Source organism: Streptomyces sp. ISL-100 (genome assembly GCF_018614615.1).
GTDB lineage: Bacteria > Actinomycetota > Actinomycetes > Streptomycetales > Streptomycetaceae > Streptomyces.
Genome location: NZ_JAGGOK010000012.1, coordinates 41,364 through 64,838, shown reverse-complemented (window position 1 = coordinate 64,838; position 23,475 = coordinate 41,364). Strand labels below are relative to the sequence as shown.

At 70.0% G+C, this 23,475-nt stretch carries 21 protein-coding genes; 14 read left to right on the top strand and 7 right to left on the bottom strand.

All coding sequences use genetic code 11. The annotated features are described in order from the left end of the window. The first annotated feature begins 25 nt into the window (after nt 1-25). The 3 genes from J7E89_RS07315 to J7E89_RS07305 all read left to right on the top strand — a co-directional run bounded on the left by J7E89_RS07315 (nt 26) and on the right by J7E89_RS07305 (nt 2,918). Nucleotides 26-811 carry a hypothetical protein gene (locus tag J7E89_RS07315; RefSeq protein WP_214969717.1) on the top strand — a complete coding sequence of 262 codons (786 nt, stop codon included), beginning with the start codon at nt 26-28 and terminating at the stop codon, nt 809-811. 71 nt (nt 812-882) lie between these two features. Further along, on the top strand, nt 883-2,499 hold the full coding sequence (locus J7E89_RS07310) for a polymorphic toxin-type HINT domain-containing protein (RefSeq protein ID WP_214969715.1): 1,617 nt from the start codon (nt 883-885) through the stop codon (nt 2,497-2,499). 20 nt (nt 2,500-2,519) lie between these two features. After that, nucleotides 2,520-2,918 carry a hypothetical protein gene (locus J7E89_RS07305; RefSeq protein ID WP_214969713.1) on the top strand — a complete coding sequence of 133 codons (399 nt, stop codon included), beginning with the start codon at nt 2,520-2,522 and terminating at the stop codon, nt 2,916-2,918. A gap of 51 nt (nt 2,919-2,969) precedes the next feature. Here J7E89_RS07305 and J7E89_RS07300 read toward each other — a convergent pair whose 3' ends face one another. After that, nucleotides 2,970-3,374: a DUF192 domain-containing protein gene (locus J7E89_RS07300; protein ID WP_214969711.1), complete on the bottom strand. Its 405-nt coding sequence runs from the start codon at nt 3,372-3,374 to the stop codon at nt 2,970-2,972. A gap of 107 nt (nt 3,375-3,481) precedes the next feature. On the opposite strand from J7E89_RS07300, the gene J7E89_RS07295 reads away from it, so the two are divergent. From J7E89_RS07295 to J7E89_RS07280, 4 genes are all read left to right on the top strand, one after another. Then, the gene (locus tag J7E89_RS07295; protein WP_308315369.1) at nt 3,482-4,375 is read left to right on the top strand and encodes an A24 family peptidase; all 894 of its coding nucleotides are present in this window, start codon (nt 3,482-3,484) and stop codon (nt 4,373-4,375) included. 170 nt (nt 4,376-4,545) lie between these two features. Next, nucleotides 4,546-5,667 (top strand): chemotaxis protein, encoded by a 1,122-nt coding sequence (locus J7E89_RS07290; RefSeq protein ID WP_214969709.1) that lies wholly within the window; start codon nt 4,546-4,548, stop codon nt 5,665-5,667. 257 nt (nt 5,668-5,924) lie between these two features. After that, the gene (locus J7E89_RS07285) at nt 5,925-7,445 is read left to right on the top strand and encodes a DUF2079 domain-containing protein (protein WP_308315368.1); all 1,521 of its coding nucleotides are present in this window, start codon (nt 5,925-5,927) and stop codon (nt 7,443-7,445) included. Nucleotides 7,446-7,519: 74 nt separating this feature from the next. Beyond that, the gene (locus J7E89_RS07280; protein ID WP_214970182.1) at nt 7,520-7,828 is read left to right on the top strand and encodes a helix-turn-helix domain-containing protein; all 309 of its coding nucleotides are present in this window, start codon (nt 7,520-7,522) and stop codon (nt 7,826-7,828) included. Nucleotides 7,829-8,166: 338 nt separating this feature from the next. Here the strand turns inward: J7E89_RS07280 and mgrA are convergent, their stop codons facing one another. Then, entirely contained in the window at nt 8,167-9,204 is a 1,038-nt protein-coding gene (mgrA, locus tag J7E89_RS07275) for an L-glyceraldehyde 3-phosphate reductase (RefSeq protein WP_214969706.1), read from the bottom strand. Between the two features lie 167 nt (nt 9,205-9,371). Between mgrA and J7E89_RS07270 the strand changes: the two genes are divergently transcribed. The 5 genes from J7E89_RS07270 (at nt 9,372) to J7E89_RS07250 (ending at nt 15,170) form a co-directional block, all read left to right on the top strand. Then, nucleotides 9,372-10,133 (top strand): isoprenyl transferase, encoded by a 762-nt coding sequence (locus tag J7E89_RS07270; RefSeq protein ID WP_214969703.1) that lies wholly within the window; start codon nt 9,372-9,374, stop codon nt 10,131-10,133. Nucleotides 10,134-10,472: 339 nt separating this feature from the next. Further along, entirely contained in the window at nt 10,473-11,795 is a 1,323-nt protein-coding gene (locus tag J7E89_RS07265; RefSeq protein ID WP_214969701.1) for a PhoH family protein, read from the top strand. A gap of 397 nt (nt 11,796-12,192) precedes the next feature. Next, a complete protein-coding gene (locus J7E89_RS07260) occupies nt 12,193-12,927 on the top strand; it encodes a lytic transglycosylase domain-containing protein (protein WP_214969693.1) in 735 nt (244 codons plus the stop codon). A 207-nt stretch (nt 12,928-13,134) separates the two neighbouring features. Next, nucleotides 13,135-14,421 carry an AI-2E family transporter gene (locus J7E89_RS07255; RefSeq protein WP_251060211.1) on the top strand — a complete coding sequence of 429 codons (1,287 nt, stop codon included), beginning with the start codon at nt 13,135-13,137 and terminating at the stop codon, nt 14,419-14,421. Next, nucleotides 14,418-15,170, top strand: a complete 753-nt coding sequence (locus tag J7E89_RS07250; protein ID WP_214969688.1) for a hypothetical protein — start codon at nt 14,418-14,420, stop codon at nt 15,168-15,170. The genes J7E89_RS07255 and J7E89_RS07250 overlap by 4 nt, the downstream gene beginning before the upstream one ends. Nucleotides 15,171-15,225: 55 nt before the next feature. Here the strand turns inward: J7E89_RS07250 and J7E89_RS07245 are convergent, their stop codons facing one another. After that, nucleotides 15,226-15,759, bottom strand: coding sequence for an alkyl hydroperoxide reductase (locus J7E89_RS07245; RefSeq protein WP_214969686.1), 534 nt, complete (start codon nt 15,757-15,759; stop codon nt 15,226-15,228). 3 nt (nt 15,760-15,762) lie between these two features. Next, nucleotides 15,763-16,317: a peroxiredoxin gene (locus J7E89_RS07240; protein WP_214969683.1), complete on the bottom strand. Its 555-nt coding sequence runs from the start codon at nt 16,315-16,317 to the stop codon at nt 15,763-15,765. Nucleotides 16,318-16,450: 133 nt separating this feature from the next. On the opposite strand from J7E89_RS07240, the gene J7E89_RS07235 reads away from it, so the two are divergent. Next, entirely contained in the window at nt 16,451-17,404 is a 954-nt protein-coding gene (locus tag J7E89_RS07235) for a hydrogen peroxide-inducible genes activator (protein ID WP_214969682.1), read from the top strand. Nucleotides 17,405-17,543: 139 nt separating this feature from the next. On the opposite strand, the gene J7E89_RS07230 is transcribed toward J7E89_RS07235, so the two are convergent. Both J7E89_RS07230 and J7E89_RS07225 read right to left on the bottom strand, forming a co-directional pair. Continuing rightward, nucleotides 17,544-17,783, bottom strand: coding sequence for a hypothetical protein (locus J7E89_RS07230; RefSeq protein WP_214969680.1), 240 nt, complete (start codon nt 17,781-17,783; stop codon nt 17,544-17,546). After that, nucleotides 17,780-18,718 carry an SPFH domain-containing protein gene (locus J7E89_RS07225; protein WP_214969678.1) on the bottom strand — a complete coding sequence of 313 codons (939 nt, stop codon included), beginning with the start codon at nt 18,716-18,718 and terminating at the stop codon, nt 17,780-17,782. Before J7E89_RS07225 ends, J7E89_RS07230 begins: the two co-directional genes overlap by 4 nt. Nucleotides 18,719-18,990: 272 nt before the next feature. Between J7E89_RS07225 and J7E89_RS07220 the strand changes: the two genes are divergently transcribed. Beyond that, nucleotides 18,991-21,330, top strand: coding sequence for a transglycosylase domain-containing protein (locus tag J7E89_RS07220; RefSeq protein WP_214969675.1), 2,340 nt, complete (start codon nt 18,991-18,993; stop codon nt 21,328-21,330). Between the two features lie 87 nt (nt 21,331-21,417). Here the strand turns inward: J7E89_RS07220 and J7E89_RS07215 are convergent, their stop codons facing one another. Beyond that, a complete protein-coding gene (locus J7E89_RS07215; protein ID WP_214969673.1) occupies nt 21,418-23,268 on the bottom strand; it encodes an ATP-binding SpoIIE family protein phosphatase in 1,851 nt (616 codons plus the stop codon). Nucleotides 23,269-23,475: the final 207 nt, after the last annotated feature.

Here is a 23,475-nt window from a genome sequence, read left to right as displayed (position 1 = left end):
GTGTACGCACGGGGAGCGGTGAGGCGTGAAGGCACGTTCAGTACGTTCGATACGTTCGCCACGGCAGGCGGCTACGGCGGCCGCCGCAACGGCAGTTCTCTGCCTCACGGCGGCGTGCGGCGGGGCATCGTCCGATGCCGGCGACAAGAGCGGTGGTCCCGCCGGGGCGAAACCTGCCGCCTCCGCCTCGGGTACCGCCTCGGCCGACGCCGACAAGCCCGTCAGCAGCACCGGCGAGACTCTCGGCGAAGGCGAGTTGAAGAAGGCCGCCCTGGTGAGTGGCGACGTACCGGACTTCGCCGTTACGCCCCTACAGGGCGGCGACGAGACCGGTACCGAGCGCGCCGAGCAGCCCGAGTGCCAGCCGCTCGCCGCCGTCATCAACGGAGCCCCCGAGCCCACCCCGTCCGCCGCCGTCCACCACACGCTCATGGACGAGTCGGAGGAGGGCAACGACGACCAGACGGTCGTCACCGAGATCCTCACCTCGTACCCCGAGGGGCGCGCGATGCAGGTGCTCCGAGGCGTCAAGAACGCCGTCGGAGCATGCGCCGGCGGTTTCAAGACCACGGGTGGCGACGGTTCCTCCACCTACACCGAGGTAAAGGAACTTCCGGCGCCCAAGGCCGGACAGGAAGCCCTCGCCTACCAGGTCACCGGGTCCTTCGAGGGCACAAAGGTGCCGCTCGTCTTCCAGCTCGTACGCACCGGATCGACGGTCGTCATCTTCTACACCGCCAACTTCATCGACGCGAAGACCCCCGAAATCCCCGCAGGGCTCGCCACGGCGCAGGCAGCCAAGCTGCCATGACCCGGATTTGAGCCCGCGTTGGGCCCGTGGGCCCATGCCCCGTGAGCAGAGTCATCCGTACGGTCATGGGCATGGCACTCCACCTCGGTCGGCCCCGCAGACGTCAACCACGCACTGACGCCCGCCTGTTGGGGCTGCGCAAGGCGCAGTCGGGGCAGACGACGCTGGAGTACGCGGGGCTGGTGCTGGTCGTCGCCGCCATCATCGGGGCGCTGGTCGCCACTGGGCTCGGGCAGACGATCTCCGAGCAGGTGGGCGCGGCGGTGTGCCGGGTCACCGGCGGCGACTGCGGGGACGGTGGCGGCGGCAACCCGCAGGCGCGGGACGACGGCGGCGGCCAGGGCGACGACGAGCAGCCAGTGTCCGACGGTGACGCAGACAGCGACGGCACCAAGTCGCCCGAGCAACTTGCGTACGAGAAGGCCCTCAAGGAACTCCAGGACGCCAAGAACGCCGAGCAGAGCGACACCGAGAAGGCCAAGCAAGCGGCAAAGGAACTCGGCAAGATCCTGGCCGAGGAACTCGGCATCACCGACGCCGTCGACTGCGTCACCAAGGGCGACGCCGGAGCCTGCACGGACACCCTCATCAACGTCCTGACCAGCCTCATCGGCGGAGCCGTCGGCAAGCTCGCGGCGAAGTACGGCGCGCCGTGGAAGTGGAAGAAGGCCGTCGAGCTCGTACGCAAGCTGAAGAAGCACGGCGACGACCTGTACGACGGCCTCACCGGCATGGTGAAGAACCGCAAGCGCGTCAAGGAAGCCCAGGACAAACTCGACGACGCCCAGCGCAAGCTCGACGAGAAGAAACCCGAGAAACCAGAGAAGCCCGACAACCGGCCCATCACCTGCGCCGCCGCACACAGCTTCCTGCCCGGCACCCTGGTGCTTCTCGCCGACGGCACCCGCATCCCCATCGAGACCGTACGCATCGGCGACCGCGTCACTGTGACTGATCCCGTCGGCGGGACCACGACCACGACCACGCGCCGCGTCACGAACACCATCACCACGTACGACGACAAGCACTTCACCCGCCTGACCATCCGGACGCCGGCCGGGCTCCGGGCCGTGACCGCCACCGACACGCATCCCTTCTGGCTGACCGGCGGCAGCGACAGCGGCGCGTACCCCCGCTGGGCCGACGCCGGCGACATCAGGCCCGGCGCGCAGCTCCGAGCCCCCGACGGCGCCGCTCTGCCCGTCACCGCAGTCGCGCACGACACCCGGCGGCAGACCACCCACGACCTCACCGTCGACGGAATCCACACCTATTACGTCGGTGTGGGTGACCAGAATGTCCTCGTCCACAACAACGACTGCGTGGACAAGGAACTCCTGGACGAAATGAAGGAGACGGGCGTCAAGTTCGACCCCGAGAAGGTCATCAGGGCCGAGCGCGACGCCGATGGGAAGATTGTGTTCCTGGAGGAAGGCAACTCGCGGGCCGGCCTCAAGCACATCATCGAAGAGCACGCGGATGATTTTGAGCGGAGCGGAATCGCCCGGGAGGACATCCCAGACCTGGTAATGCAGGCCGCGACCAAGGGCAAGAAGGTCGGCACGCAGGGCAAGGGAGACGGGCGGCCCATCTACGAGGTCGAGTTCAAGGGCCAGAAGCGGAGGGTGGCGGTGACGGTCGGAGGCAACGGCTTCGTCGTCGGCGCCAACCCCAAGAGCGCGGGTTAGCGGGACGGACAGGTGACGGTGTGAGCGCAGGAGCAGGAGAAAATGCAGGCGCAGGGGCAGTCGTACGGCAGGTGCGGCTGGCCGCGGACTACGACTGCCACCCGGTGTGGGTTCGCGGCAGCGACGGCGTCAACGACAACGTCGCGCCCGGCGAACTGCCGGTCGATCAGCGCCTCGCGGAGGACTTGGAGCGCTGGGGCGACGCGTATGACGCCACGCTGAACCGTGACGACCCGATGGCGTCCGGCTTCCCGGACCCCCGGGAAGAGGCGGCGTTCGCCGAGCGGGGGGCGGAGCTGGCGCGGGAGCTGGCGCGGCAGTTGGGGGTGGCGTGGCGGGTCACGTACTACGATCCGCGCCTGGCCGAGGATGTCCCGTACGGACCGAGTAGCCGGCCGGGCGAAGCCGCCGGAGGATAGGGCAAGAGGGGCAACAGGGCTGCAGCGCGCGGCACATCACCCCTGCCACCTTCAGGCTTGGTAGGGGACAGCGCCGCAGGCACCCGCACCTCCACCCCCACCCACCCGCACCCGGACCCGCGCCCCCGGCCGCACTCCCCACCCCTCCATCGCGCCCGCCTCCGCCTCCAGCACGTGCCGCGCCCGAAACCGCGGCAGGCTCAGTCGCCCAGGGGGCATCCTCCGTACAGCCATCACCCCCAGCTTGCCATCCAGATAAGCCACATCAATCGCGAACCGCATCCCGAACGTATGCACGCTGCTCGCCGGGCTCAGCAGCATCGCGCCCGTGATCCCGTCCCGGCCCAGCAGCCCGCGCGTCCGTGCCCGCGAGGACGCCGCGATCTCCAGCGGTACGGGCCGCTCCTCGCCGCCCTGCACCGTCAACGTCCCTGCCCCGTCTGCCCATTGCCCCATGTGGCCGACCGTAGCCCCCCACCGCCACCCCGCTGGGCCTCACCCCGTCCCCCTCTGGGCCCACGGACCCATGACCCGGCCGCCCGCCCCGCCCTAGGCTCCGTGCCGTGTACGCCACAGCCACATCCGCAGCCATCGCCACCACCGCCGGCATCACCACCGCCACGCTGATCGCAGCCGCCGCCCTCTGGGGCGCCGCCGCCGGGCTGCTCGTGTCCCGCGCCGCGTACCGGCTCGCCGTCGAGCCGGAGGAGGGGTGGCGCGAGGCCTGCCCCGCCGGGCACCCGTTCACCGGCCCCGCCCGCGGCTGGCTCGGCATCGCGCGTTGCGCGGGGTGTGCGGCGGTGGGTGCGGCCGCGTCGGGGCGTACCCCGGCCGGCGCACCGCACCGGCGTTCCGCCCCCGTGCCGTACGCGCCCACCGTCCGCCACGCCGCCGTCACCGCCCTCGCCTGCGCACTGCTCGCGGCCGCGAGCGGGACCGGGGTCCGGGCCGGGGCCGGGGCGGAGGCCGTGACCGGGGCCAGACCGGAGCTCGTCGTGTGGCTGCTGCTGGCACCGATCGCGGTGCTCCTCGCGGTCGTGGACCGGCGCGTGCACCGCTTGCCGGACGTACTCACCCTGCCCCTCGCCGCCGCGACCGCGGCCCTGCTCGGCCTGGCCTCGCTGCTGCCGGGCCACGGCGGGTCGTGGCCGACCGCGCTGCTCGGCGGCGTCGCGCTCGGCGGCGGTTACTTCCTCCTCTTCCTGATCAACCCGAACGGCATGGGCTTCGGCGACGTCAAACTCGCCGTCGCCCTCGGGACGGCGCTCGGTTGGTACGGATGGACGGTGTTCTTCACCGGAGCGATCGCCGGGTTCCTGCTCGGTGCGGTGTACGGCGTCGGGCTGGTGATCCTGCGGCGCGCCGGGCGCAGGACCGCGATCCCGTTCGGCCCCTTCATGATCACCGGGACGCTGGCGGGGCTGTTGCTGGGCGGACTCGCCGTTTCTGCCGTCTGAGAGCGCGCGCCAACCACGCAATCGTGAGAAGTTGCCATGAGACGCATGTAACGCACGTAGTAACGGATATAAGGCATGCAACGCATGCAATGCACCGCACGTACGGACGGGCGGCACGGGAAGCCGCCTGCCCGCGATCCACAGCCGCAGCCGCAGCCAGGAGTGCCCGAATGACGCAGCCGACCCGCCCCACCCCGGAACTGCTCGCCGAACTGCGCAAGCCACGCCCGTACCCGGCGGTGTCGGTCACACTGCCCACGCACCGGCACTGGCCGGAGAGCCAGCAGGACCACATCCGCCTGCGCAACCTGCTGGCCGAGGCCGAAAAGCGCCTCGCCGACGACGCCGAGGTCACGAAGGTGCAGGCGGCCGAGGTGGCGCAGCAGCTGGCCACCGCCGCGGACAGGCTCGACCCGGAGTACTTCGGTGACGGCCTCGTCGTCTACGCCTCGCCCGAAGAGCACCGGAGCTTCCTCGTCGGCGGGTCCGTTCCCGAGCGCATCGTGATCAATACGACGTACCTCACCCGCAACCTGGTCGCCCTGGAGGCGCGCGAGCGGCCGTACCTGGTCCTCGTGCTCAGTACGGGCGAAGTGCGGCTGTGGCGAGGGCAGGGCGACCAGGTGGCCGAGGACCACGACTCCGGCTTCCCGGTCATCTCGTCGGGTGCGGAGCGCGACAAGGCGCCCAGCCGTGACGGGGGGCAATGGACCACCCAGGACTTCCGGAACATGCTCATGGAAGCCGACAGGAAGCTCACAGCGGTCCTCCAGGCGAGCCCGTTTCCGGTCATTCTGGTCGGGTTGAGCAAGCACATCTCGATCTACCGCGAGGTCACCCGCCACGGGCAGGCGCTCGCCACCGAGCTTGAAGTGGGCGGGCTGGCGAACGCGACGCCGGCCGAGATGTCCGCCCAGCTGGCTCCGGCCCGGCAGGCCCTCGCCGAGGCCGACACGGCGCGCGCGCTGCGCGAACTCGACGAGGCGCGCAGCGGCAAGCGGTACTCGGCGGGCGTGCAGGACATTTGGCAGGCGGCGGGTGAGGGGCGGGTCGCGCTGCTCGTCGTCGAGGAGAGCCTGCGAGTGACGGCCCGGCCGGACACGGTCGAGGGTGCGGAACGCGCGACGCTCACTCTGCTGGAGCCGGAGGAGGCGGGTGTGGTGGCGGGTGCGGAGGAGGACATCATCGACTCGCTGGTGGAGACGGTGCTGTCGGCGGACGGCGAGGTCATCTTCGTCCCGGACGAGTCCCTGGCAGACGCCGGCGGAGTCGCGGCGGCCCTCCGCTACTGACCCCGGGTCGGCCGCTCACAGCGTGGGGCCGGTCCCTCCCGCTGTAACGCTTTGCGGTTCCGCCAGGTGAGCGGCTCCGCCCGCGGCGTCCCCTGCCCGGGCGGAGCCCCGCCGGGCGGGCCGCGTGCCCCCGCCCGGCTGAGCCGTGAATGTCGCTCTCGGGAAAGGTGCGGGTCAGGGGGAAGTTCCTCCGCGCCCCCGGCCTAGGATCCCGGCGTATGCGGACAAATAGTGACAGCCGTGGGGTGGGGGGCGGCGTGACCGGTACGGCGGTGCGTGCGGTCTCCCGGACCACCGCTCCCGCCCGGGAGCGGTTGGCGACGTACCGTCTGCGCCTCCCCCTCTGGTGGGGCTGGGCCGCAGGGCTCTTCGTGCTCTACGCCGTCGTCTCCGGGCGGCGTCACACCCTCCTCAGGACCACCGGCTACGACCTCGGCATCTTCGAACAGGCCGTACGCGCCTACTCCCAATTCCGCGCCCCCGTCGCTCCCTTGAAAGGCGAGGGGTTCAACCTCCTTGGCGACCACTTCCACCCCGCGATCGCCGCCCTCGCACCCCTCTACCGCCTCTGGCCGTCCCCGTACTGCCTCCTCCTCGCCCAGGCCGCCCTCCTCGCCCTCGCCGTCGTCCCCCTCGCCCGCTGGGCCACCCGCGCTCTCGGCTCGGGCGCCGGGCACGCCGTCGCGTTCGGGTACGGCGCGAGCTGGGGCATCGCCTCCGCCGTCGCCTTCGACTTCCACGAGGCCGCCTTCGCCGTCCCTCTCCTCGCCTTCTCCCTCACCGCCCTCGGTAACCAGCGCTGGCGCCTCGCCGTCGCCTGGGGCCTGCCCCTCCTCCTCGTCAAGGAGGACCTGGGGCTGACGCTGGCCGCCGTCGGCGCGTACATCGCGCTCAACGGCCCGCGCCGCCTCGGCATCGCCACCGTCTGCGCCGGTGCGGCCGGCACGCTGCTCACCACCCTGGTGCTGCTGCCCGCCCAGAGCTCCACCGGGACGTACGCCTACGGGGAGTACCTCCAAGTCGACCGCGGTTCCTTGCTCGCCGGCCTTGCCCTCGCGCCCCTCGACGCCCTGCGCCCCGACACCAAGGCCATCACCGTCGTGCTCGTGCTCGCCGTCACCGGGTTCGTCGCGCTGCGCTCGCCGCTCGTCCTGATCGCGGCGCCGACCCTCGGCTGGCGCATGCTGTCGCAGCACGACTACCACTGGGGTACGGCATTCCACTACAGCGCCGTCCTCATGCCCGTCGTCTTCGCGGCCCTGATCGACGCCCTCACGCCGTACGCCCGCACCAGCGACCCCCTCGCCCGCCGCCACCTGCGGGCCTCGCTGGCCGCCACCGTCACGGTCGCGCTCGTACTGCTGCCCTCGTTCCCGTTCGCGCTCGTCGCCCAGCGGGCGACCTGGCGCACCACCGCCCACGTCGAGGCCGCCCGCGACCTGCTGAGCCGCATCCCCGACGGCGCGACCGTCGCCGCCTCCAACCGCCTCGCGCCCCAGCTCACTTCGCGCTGCACCGTGGTGCTGTTCCCCGGCTATCCGATCCCCGGGAAGCTGTACGACGCCTCCGGGCAGCCCCCGCGGCCCACCGCCGACTGGATCGTCCACGACCGCAGGCCCCCGGAGTCCTGGCCGCTGCCGCAGGGCCACTGGCCGTACCCGCTCGGCCGCCAGCTGGCCGAACTGGCCGCCGCCCAGCGGCAGTACGGCTACGAGCTCGTCGCCGCGCGCGACGGACTGACGCTGCTGCGCCAACGCCCGCTCCCGTACAGTCGGTGACAGCTGTTGCAGAGCAGAGGAGTTGGCAGTTGAACAAGGACACAGGGCCCTACGTCTGCGGCCTCGACGCCGCGATGGACGTGGTCGGCGGCAAGTGGAAGGCCCTGATCCTCTGGGCGCTGCACCACAACGGCACCCTCCGCTTCGGGCAGCTCAAGCGCGAGGTGCCCGGTGTCAGCGAGAAGATGCTGATCCAGCAGCTTCGCGAACTGGAGGCGGACGGCATCGTCCATCGCGAGGTCTACCGCGAGGTCCCGCCGCGCGTCGAGTACTCGCTCACCGAGATGGGGGAGGCCCTCAACGCGGCACTCGGCCCGCTCGGCGACTGGGCCTACCGGCACATGGAGCAGATCCTCGCCGCCAAGCAGCGCGAAGTGGCATGAGTACCGTGGCATAAGCGATTGGCGTAAGCGATCGGCGTAAGCGGAGCGTCAAGTCCGCTCCCCTCGCCCCATTAGCTCTTGGGGGGTACGGGCAGCGCTCCGCAGAAGCGTATTTTCCCTAGTGCCGACTGGCCTCACGGCCCCCGCAGCGCCCCGCCCGAAAAAATCCCCGGCGACTTTCGGCACGGCGTGGGCGCGAGCACCCTTTACGAAGGGTTATGGTGGAAACCCCCCCTCGGGCCGGTCCGTATCCCCCCCACGGACCGGCCCGTTTTTTGTGCCCGAGGGCCCAGCCGTCAGACCCCGGCCGTCAGACCCGAGCCGTCACATCCGCTCCGTCAGCCCCGCCCGGCCCAGATGTTCGTGCCCGCGGTGTCGACCGCGAAGGTGTCGATCTCCTTCAGCTCCTCGTCGGTCAGCTCGGGCCCGCCCAGCGCCGCGACGTTCTCCTCCAGCTGCGCCACGCTCGACGCGCCGATCAGCGCCGACGTCATGCGCGGGTCGCGCAGCACCCAGGACAGGGCGAGCTGGGCCAGCGACTGGCCGCGCCGCTGCGCGATGTCGTTCAGGCCGTTGAGGCGGCGTACGACCTCGTCCGACAGCAGGCCCGGGTCGAGCGACTTGCCCTGCGTGGCGCGCGAGCCCTCCGGGATTCCCTTCAGGTACTTCCCGGTGAGCAGGCCCTGCGCGAGCGGCACGAAGGCGATGCAGCCCATGCCCGCCTCCTCCAGGGTGTCCAGCAGGCTGTCGTCCTCCGTCCAGCGGTTGATCATGGAGTAGGAGGGCTGGTGGATCAGGGCCGGTACGCCCATGTCCCGCAGCAGCCCGGCCGCCTCCGCGGTCTGCTCCGCGTTGTACGACGACACGCCGGCGTACAACGCCTTGCCCTGCCGCACCGTCGTCGCCAGCGCGCCCATCGTCTCCTCGAGCGGGGTCTCCGGGTCGAAGCGGTGCGAGTAGAAGATGTCGACGTAGTCGAGGCCCATCCGGGTCAGGGAGGCGTCGAGCGACGACAGCAGGTACTTGCGCGAGCCCCACTCTCCGTACGGGCCCGGGTGCATCAGGTAGCCGGCCTTGGTGGAGATGATCAGCTCGTCCCGGTACGGGGCGAAGTCATGCGCGAAGAGCTTTCCGAAGTTCAGCTCGGCGGAGCCGGCCGGCGGCCCGTAGTTGTTCGCCAGGTCGAAGTGGGTCACACCGAGGTCGAACGCGCGGCGCAGGATCGCGCGCTGCGTGTCCAGCGCGCGGTCGTCGCCGAAGTTGTGCCAGAGGCCGAGCGAGACGGCGGGCAGCTTGAGCCCGCTGTGGCCGGTGCGCCGGTACTCCATGGAGTCGTAGCGGTCACCGGCGGCGAGGTACGAGGGGGAATCAGTCACATTCCTCTCCTTATCACGGACTTGTGACAGGCCGGGTTGGGCCGCCGATACGCCTGCGCAGTAGTGTGGCCGCTTCGGGACTTCACGTGCCCGGCTGGGGGAGCCGCGCGTGCCGGACGGTCCCGGGGGACGTACCCAACCCGCACGACGCCATGAGGTGAGACCCAGTGAACCTGCGCGACCTGGTGTACAGGCTCTACGCACGCCGGGTGGAAGGCCGCCTCGATCACGACCAGGTGCCCAAGCACATCGGCGTGATCCTCGACGGCAACCGGCGCTGGGCCAAGGCATCCGGCGGCACCACCGAGCAGGGGCACAAGGCGGGCGCCAGCAAGATCCAGGAGCTGCTCGGCTGGTGCGCCGAGACGGACGTCGAGGTCGTCACGCTCTGGATGCTCTCCACCGAGAACCTGGACCGGGCGGAGGCGGAGCTGACGCCGCTGCTCGGCATCATCGAGGGCGCGGTCCGCGACCTCGCCGCCGACGGCCGCTGGCGCGTGCACCACGTCGGGACGCTGGACGTGCTGCCCGCCCGTACCCAGTCCGTACTCAAGGAGGCCGAGCAGGCCACGATCGGCAACGACGGGATACTCGTCAACGTCGCCGTGGGCTACGGCGGCCGCCAGGAGATCGCGGACGCGGTCCGCTCGCTCCTGCTGGAGCACGCCGAGAAGGGCACCTCGCTGGAGAAGGTCGCCGAGATCGTCGACGTCGAGCACATCTCGGAGCACCTCTACACGCGCGGCCAGCCGGACCCCGACCTGGTGATCCGTACGAGCGGCGAGCAGCGGCTCTCGGGCTTCATGCTCTGGCAGAGCGCCCACTCGGAGTACTACTTCTGCGAAGTCTTCTGGCCCGCCTTCCGCAAGGTCGACTTCCTGCGCGCCCTGCGTGACTACGCGGCCCGCCACCGGCGTTACGGGTCCTGACCGTCCCCGGTTACGGGTCCTGACCCGACTCGCACCCAACTCCCCGCGGGTCCCCGGAGAAGTTCCGGCTCACGACGTGTCATATGCCATGGCATGGCGGCGGGTGTTCGAGGGAATACCCCTTCCAGGTCGACGTCCGGTCCACGGACGTCGTATCTCAGTGAGCGGCAAGTCCGCTCGCCCGGGAGGCCCTTTGTACCAGGACGACCACGCGCTGAGTGTGGACGAAGCGGAGGGCCGGAGCTCGGCCCGCGCATCGTGGCCTGAGCCCGGTCCCACCGCTCGCGACGCCGTCGCACCCCAACCTCAGGCTCGTCTTCAGAGGGGGTACGTCCTTCCGTGGTGACCAGCACAAAGCGCCGCATGCCCGACAGGCGCACTTACGTTCTCGACACCAGCGTCCTGCTGGCCGACCCCAACGCCATGTCCCGCTTCGACGAGCACGAAGTCGTGCTGCCGATCGTCGTGGTCACGGAGTTGGAGGCCAAGAGGCACCATCCGGAACTCGGCTACTTCGCCCGGCAGGCCCTGCGCCTGCTCGACGACTGCCGCGTGCGGTACGGACGCCTCGACGCCCCCATCCCGATGGGCGACCTGGGCGGAACGCTCCGTGTCGAGCTCAACCACTCCGATCCCGGCGTGCTTCCGGCCGGCTATCGATTGGGGGACAACGACTCACGGATCCTGGCGGTGGCACGCAACCTCCAGGCCGAGGGGTTCGACGTAACAGTCGTGTCGAAAGACCTGCCGCTGAGGATCAAGGCGTCCTCGGTCGGCCTGCTCGCCGAGGAGTACCGCGCCGAGCTCGCCATCACCGACTCCGGCTGGACCGGGATGGCGGACCTGCCGCTGACCGCCGACCAGGTGGATCTGCTCTTCACCGAGGAGACGGTGTACGAACCGGCCGCGGCGGACCTTCCCGTACATACGGGTCTGGTCATCCAGTCCGAGCGCGGCAAAGCGCTCGGCCGGGTCACCGCCGACGGCATGGTCCGGCTCGTACGCGGCGACCGGGAGGCCTTCGGCATCCACGGGCGCAGCGCCGAGCAGCGGATAGCGCTGGACCTGCTGCTCGACCCGGACGTCGGGATCGTCTCGATGGGCGGCCGGGCGGGTACGGGAAAGTCGGCGCTGGCGCTCTGCGCGGGTCTGGAGGCCGTGCTGGAGCGCCGGCAGCACAAGAAGGTGATGGTCTTCCGGCCGCTGTACGCGGTGGGCGGCCAGGAGCTCGGCTACCTGCCGGGCTCCGAGTCCGAGAAGATGAGCCCCTGGGCGCAGGCGGTCTTCGACACGCTGTCGGCCGTGGCGGGCCGCGAGGTGATCGAGGAAGTGCTGGGGCGCGGCATGCTCGAAGTGCTGCCGCTCACGCACATCCGTGGCCGCTCGCTGCACGACGCGTTTGTGATCGTGGACGAGGCCCAGTCGCTGGAACGGAACGTCCTGTTGACCGTTCTGTCCCGGATCGGGGCGAATTCACGGGTGGTTCTGACCCACGATGTCGCCCAGCGCGACAACCTGCGGGTCGGCCGGTACGACGGAGTGGTCGCCGTCGTCGAGAAGTTGAAGGGCCATCCGCTCTTCGCGCACGTCACCCTCACCCGCTCGGAGCGCTCGCAGATCGCCGCGCTGGTGACCGAAATGCTGGAGGACGTGCACCTCTGAACCCTCTGGCCCCTCTGATCCCATAAGGGATGAAAGGCAGTTGGCGCCGCCCGGCCGAACGCAGGATCCTAGCCGGGCGGCGTCCTGCTGCGCTCAAGTTTCCGTAAAACTCCTGGTGTAAACGGCGTGTGAGCTTTCCCACGCAACGGAGAATTGCTTACGGGCGTCTGCTTCCGGCAGAGTCTTGCTTCCGTCAGGCCCCGCATACGGCACACCTGCAACACCCACAACTCAACAGCCGTCGCCGTATGCCGCCCGAGTTACTACGCGGCGCTCCCGCAAAGGAGTTGCCCACCGGGTCCGCGCCTCCCGTGACCTAGCAATAGGGGAGGCCAGTGCCAGGGGCACGATTGCGTCCGCGAGGTCACCCAAGCGGGCACTGCTGGAAGGAAACCGTGTGAGCCGGATTTCGGTCCGGGGATTCGCCGTGGCTTCGGCTACCGCGGTCACCACTGTCGGCGCCGTAGTGGGCGTCGCCTCGGGCGACACTCAGCCCTCGAACGACAACTTCGAGGTGACCGCAGCCGACACGACGCTCCTCGCAGATATCCCTGCCGGCCAGCAGGCCCAGGTGCAGACCGCGTCCCTGACGCAGCAGGCCGACGCACAGGCCTACGCCGCCGACGTGACCGCGAAGAAGTCCGCGGAGGAATCGGCCCGCCTTCAGGCCGCCAAGGACGCCAAGTCCAAGAAGGAAGCCGCCGAGGCGAAGGCCGAAGCGGAGGCTGAGGCGAAGGCCAAGGCTGAAGCCGAGGCCAAGGAGCGCGAGGAGGAGAAGCAGGCCGCCGCCAGCCGCTCCGCGACGCGTGACGCGTCCAGCTTCTCCGCGAAGAGCTCCTACACCGTCGCCGAGGTCCAGGCGATGGCGCGGCAGATGGTCCCCGGCGACCAGTTCCAGTGCTTCAGCAACATCGTGAACCACGAGTCCACGTGGAACTACCAGGCGAGCAACCCCTCGTCCGGTGCCTACGGTCTCGTGCAGGCGCTGCCCGGCTCGAAGATGTCTTCGGCCGGCGCGGACTGGCAGACCAATCCGGCCACGCAGATAAAGTGGGGCCTGAACTACATGGACGAGCGCTACGGCAGCCCCTGTGGCGCCTGGTCCTTCTGGCAGGCCAACCACTGGTACTAGTACCGGTGGTCGCACAACCTCGCAGAGCCCCTCACCGTCCTACGGTGAGGGGCTCTGCGCGTGTACGGTCGGTTCCGGTGTCTCCCCGGGGGGAGCGCGCATGCGACGGGGAGAAGAGAGAGGGACATGTCAACACAGCCACAGCCACAGCCTCAGCCGCGACCACAGCTGGGATGGCTGGGCCGTACGGGCGCCAAACTGACCAGGATGGGGGAGCGGTTGAACGAGCGCCGCGCCCAGGCCGAAGCCGAGGCCGCCGCCCCCGGCGACGCGGCGCCGTACGGATCGGGCACCACGGAGACCGCGGGCGTCGCCACTGTCGACAACGTCCCCGCGCCGCCCGCCTACGCCCCTGCCGTCGCCGCCAGGCCCGACCCCGTCGCCGCCGTCCCGTGGGGGATGCGCGTCGCGGCCGAGGCGGGCTGGCGGCTGCTCGTACTGGCGGGCACGCTCTGGGTGCTGATGAAGATCATCACCGCCGTACAGCTGGTGGTGCTCGCCTTCGTCGCGGCCCTGCTCGTCACCGCGATGCTCCAGCCGACGGTCGCCCGCCTGAAGCGGATCGGGCTGCCGCGCGGTCTGGCCACCGCCGTCACCGCGATCCTCGGCTTCGTCATCATGGGCCTGGTCGGCTGGTTCGTGGTGTGGCAGGTCCTGGAGAACATCGACAACCTCTCCGACCGCGTCAAGGACGGCATCGAGGAACTCAAACGCTGGCTGCTCAACAGCCCGTTCCATGTGACCGAGAAGCAGATCAACGACGTCGCGAAGAACCTCACCGACGCGATCGGCACGAACACCGAGTCAATAACGTCGGCCGGCCTCCAGGGCGTCACCGTCATCGTCGAGGTGCTCACCGGGATACTGCTCGCGATGTTCTCCACGCTCTTCCTGCTGTACGACGGGAAGCGCATCTGGCAGTGGACGCTCAAGCTGGTGCCGTCGGCGGCCCGGCCCGGCGTCGCCGGCGCGGGCCCGCGCGCGTGGCGCACGCTCACCGCGTATGTGCGGGGCACGGTGATAGTCGCCCTGATCGACGCGATCTTCATCGGCCTGGGGATCTGGTTCCTCGACGTACCGATGGCCGTGCCGCTCGCCGTCTTCATCTTCCTGTTCGCCTTCATCCCGCTGGTCGGCGCGGTGATGTCGGGCGCGCTGGCGGTGGTCGTGGCTCTTGTGACGCAGGGCGTGTTCACGGCGCTGATGGTGGTGGTCGTCGTACTGGCCGTACAGCAGATCGAGGGCCACGTGCTCCAGCCGTTCATCCTCGGCCGCGCGGTGCGGGTGCATCCGCTGGCGGTCGTCCTCGGGGTGGCGGCGGGTGGCCTGGTCGCCGGGATCGGCGGGGCGGTGGTGGCGGTGCCGCTGGTGGCGGTGACCAATACGGTGGTCGGCTACTTGCGGGCGTACAGCATGGAGGCGGCGGTACGTACGGTGCCGACGCCCGCGCCGGAGCCGGAGCCGGCTGAGCGAGTGGCGGGCGGCCGGGAATGATCTCCGAGCCGGAGATGGTGGGGGACTTCCCGGCCTGGCCCGAGCCGGAGACCGCGACGAGCGAGGACCGGTCTGCGCCGCCGCGTGGCCGCAGGCGTTGGCTGTGGGCGCTGGGCGGCGCGGCGGTCGCCTCGGCGGTATGGGCGGGTGGGTTGTACGCCTACGGCTCGCCGAAGGCGGTCGATACGCGCGGTTACCGGGTGCAAGGCGCCGGCCTGTGCGAGAAGGTCGAGTTGAACGCCCTGGCACTGAACCTGGGGAAGCGCGGCGACGAGACGGCCGAGGAGCTGTACGAGCATCGGGCCCGGGACAAGGTCACTTGCTATATCGGGTTCGAGCCGAGACGCAAGCCGGCCAAGGATGAGCTCTCTGCGCACTACCAGGTCGAGGTGACGGCCGAGATACACAAGGTGACCGACCCGGGGCCGGAGTTCGAGGCCTACCTGGCCGAGCCTTCCCCGTACAGCGATGGGCTCCCGCCCGAGCCGAAGAAAGTACCCGGCCTCGGCGACAACGCCTACCTGACGGACACGGGGGAGGACAGCCTGCAGCTCATGGTTCTGGACGGCGGAGCCGTGTTGTCGCTCCAGGTCAGTGCCAGCTTCGTCTCCGAGCAGGACGACGTGTACGAGGAGCCGACCGGAGCCGACGCTCCCGAATTGGGCATCTCCGAGCTGCCGCCCCTCATGGTGGAGGACATGCGCGATTTCATGGCCACGCTCAAGAGCCGGCCGGCCAACGACGCGTGAAGGGCCCCGCGGACGCGATGTCCGCGGGGCCCTTCACCAGTACACGTACTGCTGACTATTCGGCCAGGACGGCTTCGGAGTCGATGGTCACGCCGACGGCCTGGATCACCGCGGCGATCTTGACCGCTTCCTGGATGGTCTCGCGCTCGACACCGGCCTTGCGCAGCACCTGCTCGTGCGAGTCGAGGCACTGGCCGCAGCCGTTGATCGCGGAGACCGCGAGCGACCACAGCTCGAAGTCCACCTTCTCGACGCCCGGGTTGCCGATGACGTTCATCCGCAGACCGGCGCGCAGGTTCCCGTACTCCGGGTCGGAGAGCAGGTGGCGCGTGCGGTAGAAGACGTTGTTCATCGCCATGATCGCGGCGGCGGACTTGGCGGCGGTGTACGCCTCGGCGGAGAGGTTGGCCTTCGCCTCCGGCTCCAGCTCACGCAGCACCTTGGGCGAGCGCGAGGCGATCGCGCAGGCCAGGACCGTGCCCCACAGCTGCTGCTGCGGGAGGTCGCTGTTGCCGATGACCGAACCGAGGTTCAGGCGCAGGTCCTTGGCGTAGTCCGGTATGGCGGACTTCAGCTCGTCGAGGGCCATGGGTCACTCACCGGCCAGCAGCGCGACCGGGTCCAGGGTGTTCTCGCCCTTGGTCCAGTTGCACGGGCACAGCTCGTCGGTCTGGAGCGCGTCGAGGACCCGCAGGACCTCCTTGGGGTTACGGCCCACGGAACCGGCGGTCACCATCGTGAACTGGATCTCGTTGTTCGGGTCGACGATGAAGACGGCGCGCTGCGCGAAGCCGTCCTCGCCCTCGATGCCGAGGTCACGCATGAGCTCGTGCTTCGAGTCGGCCAGCATCGGGAAGGGCAGGTCGGTCAGGTCCGGGTGGTCCTTGCGCCAGGCGTGGTGCACGAACTCGGAGTCACCGGAGAAGCCGAGGATCTGCGCGTCGCGGTCGGCGAACTCTTCGTTCAGCTTGCCGAAGGCGGCGATCTCGGTGGGGCAGACGAAGGTGAAGTCCTTGGGCCACGCGAAGACGACGCGCCACTTGCCCTCATAGGACTTGTGGTTGATCTGCTCGAACTCCTTGCCGGTCTCCAGGGAGACACAGGCAGTGAGGTCGTACGTGGGGAACTGGTCACCAACAGTGAGCACGCGCGCTCCTTGCGAACAGGGAAATTCCATTACGGGAGTTTCCTGGGGGGTTGGACGGATCCCCACCCTGACACAGGAAGCATTGATCGCAGAAATAGCTAGACTGGCTTGATTCGATCGGAGGTGGTTATCAGTGGCTGGTAGTACTAATGGAAAGCAGCCCAGCCTGGCGCAGCTGCGCGCGTTCGCCGCCGTAGCGGAGTACCTGCACTTCAGGGACGCGGCCGCAGCGATCGGCATGAGCCAGCCGGCGCTGTCGGGGGCGGTCTCGGCGCTGGAGGACACTCTCGGCGTGCAGCTCGTCGAGCGTACGACGCGCAAGGTGCTGCTGTCTCCGGCGGGGGAGCGGCTCGCGGTCCGGGCGAGGGCCGTGCTGGAGGCGGTGGGTGAGCTGATGGAGGAGGCGGCTGCGGTACGGGCGCCCTTCACCGGGGTGCTCAGGCTGGGGGTGATCCCGACGGTTGCGCCGTATCTGCTGCCGACGGTGCTCACGCTCGTACACGAGCGGTATCCGGAACTGGACCTTCAGGTGCATGAGGAGCAGACGTCGTCGCTGCTGGAGGGCCTGGCGGCGGGCCGCCTCGACCTGCTGCTGCTCGCGGTGCCGCTGGGGGTGCCGGGGGTGGCCGAACTGCCGTTGTTCGACGAGGACTTCGTGCTGGTGACGCCGCGGGAGCACTGGCTGGGCGGGCGCGAGGACATTCCGCGCGAGGCGCTCAAGGAGCTGCATCTGCTGCTGCTCGACGAAGGGCACTGCCTGCGGGACCAGGCGCTCGACATCTGCCGGGAGGCGGGGCGTACGGAGGGTGCGCCGGTCACGACGACGGCCGCCGGGCTCTCCACGCTGGTGCAGCTGGTCGCGGGCGGGCTCGGGGTGACGCTGCTGCCGCGAACGGCGGTGCGGGTGGAGACGGACCGTAACGACCAGTTGGTGACGGGGTACTTCGCCGATCCGGCGCCGTCGCGGCGGGTCGCGCTGGCGGTGCGGGCGGGGGCGGCGCGCCAGAGCGAGTTCGAAACGTTCGCGCAGGCGCTGCGCGAGGCGATGAGGCGGTTGCCGGTGCGGGTGGTGGCGGGCGGGGGGTGAGGGGGGCGCGGCGCCGGGCTCCCCTCCTCATCGCCGGACAGGCCGGACTGCGGCCCGTGTCACGGGCATGCTCCACCGCGTCCGGCACCCGCGAGTCGAGCTTGAGGCGGGTAGGGGAACAGCCCCGCAGGGCCCCGCCCTAGGTCGCCGGGGGTTCCGGATCCGTGTCCGGTGCCTTTGGGGGGCGGCCGCGGCGGGGGATCGGGCCCGCGCCGCCAGGAAGGCGGCCGCTTTCCGACAGCGCCCGCCGCAGCAAGAACTCGATCTGCGCGTTCGCGCTGCGCAGCTCGTCCGACGCCCAGCGCGCCAGCGCCTCGTACACCGCCGGGTCGAGCCGCAGCAGCACCTGTTTGCGCTGCCGCGGCGCCTCGTCCGTCACTGGTAAAGCGTGCCGGTGTTGAGGACGGGCTGCGCGGCCCGGTCACCGCACAGCACCACCATCAGGTTGCTGACCATCGCCGCCCGGCGCTCGGCGTCGAGCTCGACGATGTCCTGCTCGGTGATCCGGGTCAGAGCCATCTCGACCATTCCCACCGCGCCCTCGACGATCAGCTTGCGCGCCGCGACGACCGCGCCGGCCTGCTGCCGCTGAAGCATCGCCGATGCGATCTCGGGGGCGTACGCGAGGTGCGTGAAGCGGGACTCGATGATGTGGACGCCCGCCGCCTCCACCCGCGCGTGCAGCTCCACCGCGAGCTTCTCGGTGATCTCCTCGGCGTTGCCCCGCAGCGACAGGCCGCCCTCGTCGTGCGCGTCGTACGGGTACTCGATGGCGATGTGGCGTACGGCGGCCTCCGTCTGGGTGGAGACGAACTCCAGGAAGTCGTCGACCTCGAACGTCGCCTGCGCCGTGTCCTCGACCTTCCACACCACGACCGCCGCCAGCTCGATCGGGTTTCCGTAGGCGTCGTTGACCTTGAGGACCGCGGTTTCGTGGTTCCTGATCCGGGTCGATATCTTCGAGCGCGTGGTCAGCGGGTTGACCCAGCGCAGTCCGTCGGTGCGGATGGTGCCGCGGTAGCGCCCGAAGAGCTGGACGACGCGGGCCTCGCCCGGCGCGACCATGTTGAGGCCGCACATCGCGAGGAACGCGGCGAAGGCGATCAGGACGCCGACGATGATCAGCGCCACCTTGGGGCCGGTCGAGGCCATGGTGGCGCCGGCGGCGATGAGAGCCGCTCCCCCCAGCAGCCCCAGCAGGCCGAACAGCAGTGCGAGGCCGCCGCCGATGCTGTGCGCGGCCCTCTCGCGTACTCGTGGCGCGGGCATCTCCGGCAGGTCGGTGGGCGTGGGCGTGTTGCTGGTCGCAGGCATGGTGGTCCCCCTGTTTCGTGCGGTGATCGCGGCCGGGACGCCGTACGGGATCGCGGTCCGACTGGTCTAGCAAAGTGATATCACTTTTTCGATGACCGTAAACCCGTGCGAGGACCTTCGCAACCCTGGAGCCCTCTGATGAGTCGGTTCCAGAGAGACAGGTGCTGATTGTCACGTACGGAAAAGAGCGGATCGGCAGCCCTTTGTCCGCAGGTGCGGTGTTAGCTTTCTGAGCTGACATCCGGGGGCTCGATGAGTGGAGTTACGGAGTAATGGGCCGAGCAGAAGCGCGACAGAACCGGAAGCGCGGTGCGCGCCGGGCGAAGAAGCCGGGAGGTATACGCCGCTTCTTCACCTGGAGGAAGATGCTGGGCACCTTCTTCGGGCTTTGCCTGCTCATGATGGGGGCCTTCGTGGCGCTCTACATATGGGTCCCCGTGCCGACGGCCAACGCTCAGGCCGAGATGCAGAGCAACGTCTACAAGTACAGCAACGGCAAGATCATGGCCCGGTCGGGCAAGGTCAACCGCGAGATCGTCCCGCTCGCCAACATCCCCAAGGATGTCCAGACCGCCTTCGTCGCCGCCGAGAACAAGAACTTCTACAGCGATTCCGGCGTCGATCTCAAGGGCACCGCCCGCGGTCTGCTCAACACCGTCACCGGCAAGGGCAAGCAGGGTGGCTCGACCATCACCCAGCAGTACGTCAAGAACTACTACCTCACCCAGGAGCAGACGGTCAGTCGCAAGCTCAAGGAGCTGGTGATCTCGATCAAGGTGGACCGGAAGCAGAAGAAGACGGACATCCTGGCCGGGTACCTCAACACCAGCTACTTCGGACGCGGCGCCTACGGCATCCAGGCCGCGGCCCAGGCGTATTACGGCGTCGACGCCGACGAGCTGACCGTCACGCAGGGCGCGTACCTCGCGGCGCTCCTCCAGGCCCCCAGCCAGTACGACTGGGCGGTGGCGGGTCCGACAAGCAAGAAGCTGGTCACGGAGCGCTGGAACTACGTACTGAACAACATGGTCGAGATGAAGGAGCTGGACCAGGCCAAGCGCGACACCCTGAAGTTCGACATACCGCAGAACCCCAAGGGGGCCGCCGGTATGGAAGGCCAGACCGGTTACATGGTCGACGCCGCGAAGGCCGAGCTGAAGAAGCAGGGTGTCACCGACGCCGAGTTCGACGCGGGCGGGTGGACGATCACGCTCAACATCGACGAGAAGCGCCAGAAGTCGCTGGAGAAGGCGGTCGAACGGCAGCTGGAGTCCAAGCTCGACCGCAAGAAGAACAAGGTCGACGCGACCCTCCAGGCCGGCGCGACCTCGGTGGACCCGAAGACCGGCAAGGTCGTCGCGATGTACGGGGGCGTGGACGCCACCGAGCACTATTTCTCCAACGCCACGCGGTCCGACTACCAGCCGGCCTCGACCTTCAAGCCCGTCGTCCTCGCCGCTGCCCTGGAGAGCAACTCCAAGACGCAGGACGACGAGCCGATCACGCCCAGCACGATCTACGACGGCACGAGCAAGCGCCCCGTCGAGGGCAGCACCACCCCCTTCGCCCCGCAGAACGACCTGGGCAAAAGCTACGGCCCCATCACCGTCCAGCAGGCCATGAACAAGTCGGTCAACTCGGTCTTCGCGCAGATGCTGGTCGATGTCGGCCCGTCGCGCGTGAAGGAAACCGCGCTGCGGATGGGCATGGAGGACAAGGGCGGCTTCGACGAGCGCCCCGCCATGTCCCTCGGCGTGATGGGCGCCAGCACGATGGACATGGCGAGTGTCTACGCGACGCTCGACAACCACGGCAAGAAGGTCACGCCGACCATCGTGAAGTCCGCGGAGCACAAGGACCGCGAGGGCGGCCGGGTCGACCTGCCCGAGCCGGCCACCGAGCAGGTCATCGACCGCTCGACGGCGGACAGCGTGACCAAGGTGCTGACCGGAGTGGTGAACAGCGGTACGGGTTTCCGGGCGAGCAGCCCGAACTACAACGCGGCGGGCAAGACCGGTACGTCGGAGAAGAACCGGTCCGCCTGGTTCGTGGGCTACACCCCCGAACTCTCCACCGCCGTAGCCCTCTTCGGCGAGTCCACGAAGCCGGGCGGCGGGCAGGTCTCCCTGACCGGTACGGCCAACGCCGGCCGCGCCAGCGGTGGCGGCTTCCCCGCCAGCATCTGGGCTGACTACACCCTGGGCGCCCTCGGAGGCGGCTCCGACGCCGACTTCGACCTGGAGATCGACCCGGACGACACCTATTCGCCCCCGCCGACCAACACCCCCGACCCGAGCAACACCCCGAGCACGCCCCCGACGACACCGAGCACGCCTCCGACGTCGCCGTCCACCACGCCCCCGACGTCGCCGTCCACCACACCTCCGACGTCGCCCTCCACCACGCCCCCGACGTCGCCGCCGCCCATCACGCTCGACCCGCCGGACCCCGGCGGTGACACCGAAGGGTCCGACGGCGGCGCGGACGGCGGCGGTGACACCGGAGGCGCCGACGGGGGCGCCGACGGGGGATCCGACGGCGGCGCGGACGGCGGCGCCGACAGTGGCGCCGACGGTGACGCCAACAACGACCTCCGGCCGCCGCGCCCCTGACCGGCGACGGCCTCACGGCAACATACGACTGCGGCGGACACCCTCGGGTGTCCGCCGCAGTCGTATGTTGCCGTGCGTACAGCGCAGTTACGGGCGCGTGGCCAGCTCGAACCAGACCACCTTGCCCGACGACAGCCGCGTAGCGCCCCACCGTCTCGCCAGCCGGTTCACCAGGAACAGCCCGCGCCCGCCCTCGTCCGTGTCCCGCGCCCGCCGCTGCCTGGGCAGCTGCGGCGAGTCGTCGCCGACCTCGCAGCGCAGTACGTCCGTACGCAGCAACCGCAGCGTCACGGGCCGCTCGGCGTACCGCACCGCGTTCGTCACCACCTCGCTGACCAGCAGCTCCACCGAGTCGCTCAGCTCCTCAAGGCCCCAGCGCGCCAGCGCCCGCCGCGCCAGCCTGCGGGCCCGGCCGGGCGCCTGCTCCTCCGGCTCCAGGAACCAGTACGCGACATCGCTCGGCGCGATCCCGTCGAAGCGGGCGGCGAGCAGCGCGATGTCGTCGTCCCGGTCACCGGGCCCGAGCATGTCGAGTACGTCGTCGCACAGGGCTTCCAGCGGCGGCGAGTGGTCCGGCCCCGTCAACTGCGCGGTGGCGGCGAGACGTTCCCGCAGCTGCTCGATGCCCGTCCACACGTCCCGCAGCCGTGACTCGACCAGCCCGTCGGTGTACAGCAGCAGCGTGGCGCCCGCCGGGGCGTCCAGCTCGACGGCCTCGAAGTCGACCCCGCCCACCCCGATGGGCGCGCCCGGCGGCACCCGCAGCACCTCTGCGCGGCCGCCCAGGTGGAGCAGGATGGGCGGCGGGTGGCCCGCGTTGGCGATCGTGATCCGGTGCGAGACCGGGTCGTACACGGCGTACAGGCAGGTCGCCATCCGGTCCTGGCCGAGCCGCTGCGCCTGCTCGTCGAGGTGGTGCAGGACCTCCTGCGGCGGCAGGTCGAGTCCGGCGAGGGTCTGCGCCGTCGTCCGCAGCTGGCCCATGATCGCGGCGGACGTCATGGAGTGGCCCATGACGTCTCCGACGACCAGCGCGACGCGGCTGCCCGGCAGCGGGATCGCGTCGTACCAGTCGCCGCCGACCCGGGCCGTCTCGGCGGCCGGAAGATAGCGGGAGGCCAGCTTGACGCCGGTCGGTTGCGGGAGCGAGTCGGGCAGCATGGTGCGCTGGAGCTCGTCGGCGATGTACGCCTCGCGCCCGTACAGCACGGCCTTGTCGATGCCGAGCGCGGTGTGCGTCGCCAACTGGGCTGCGACCAGCAGGTCATTTGCCTCGAAGGCGGGCCTCTCGGGGCGGCGCAGGAACACCGCGGCGCCGATCACGCGGCGCCGGCCGCGCAGCGGCGCGAGGATCGCGCGGCGCCCGGCGGGCAGGCCCATGGAGTCGCCGAGCAGCTCGTGCAGGGCCACCCGCGCGGACGCGGAGTCGCCGAACACCGGGCGTACGCCTCTGAGGACCTCGGCGAGCGCGCCTCCGCTGCGTACCTCGCACAGCTGGTGGGCGGGCAGCGGCTCGGCCTGGAGGTCGATCTCCTCCGCTCCGTCATCGGCTAAACGCAGCCGGTCGGTGCGGCGCAGGCGCAGCACGAACGGCACGGCGGGACGCTCGTCGCCGACCGGGAGCGGGTCGCGCAGATACACGAGGATCGCGTCGGTGAAGGTCGGCACGGACGCCCGGCACAGGCCGAGCACGATCTCGTCGAGGTCGATGCCACGCGCGATGCGCCGCGTCGCCGCGCCCACGAACCGCAGCCGGTCCCCCTCACTCCTGGCCTCCCCGGCCTGTTCCCGGGCCCCGCCGCCGGTGGCCGGCACAGGAGCGGGCGCGGGACTTGGCACGCCTGGGGGCGCCTCCTCCTGCCGCGGCCGGGTGCGCTCGTGCGGCCTGGCAACCAGGGGCTGCCGGCCTTCGTGCGAGGTGGACTGGTGCTCCGTCACGCGTGGGGTTCCGTCCGTCCGGGGAGCTTGTGCGATGCAATCGCTTTGTGTGGCGATATACCCGCTCTGCGGGCGGCCTCGACAGGTCGGTGGGCCCTGAACTCGGCAGACTTGCTCTCCGGCACGGCTCCACCCCCCTGTGGTGACATACGGTCAGGTTCTGCTCCGGGCCCGCTTGTTGCAGGCGGGATCATTGCGATCAGTGTT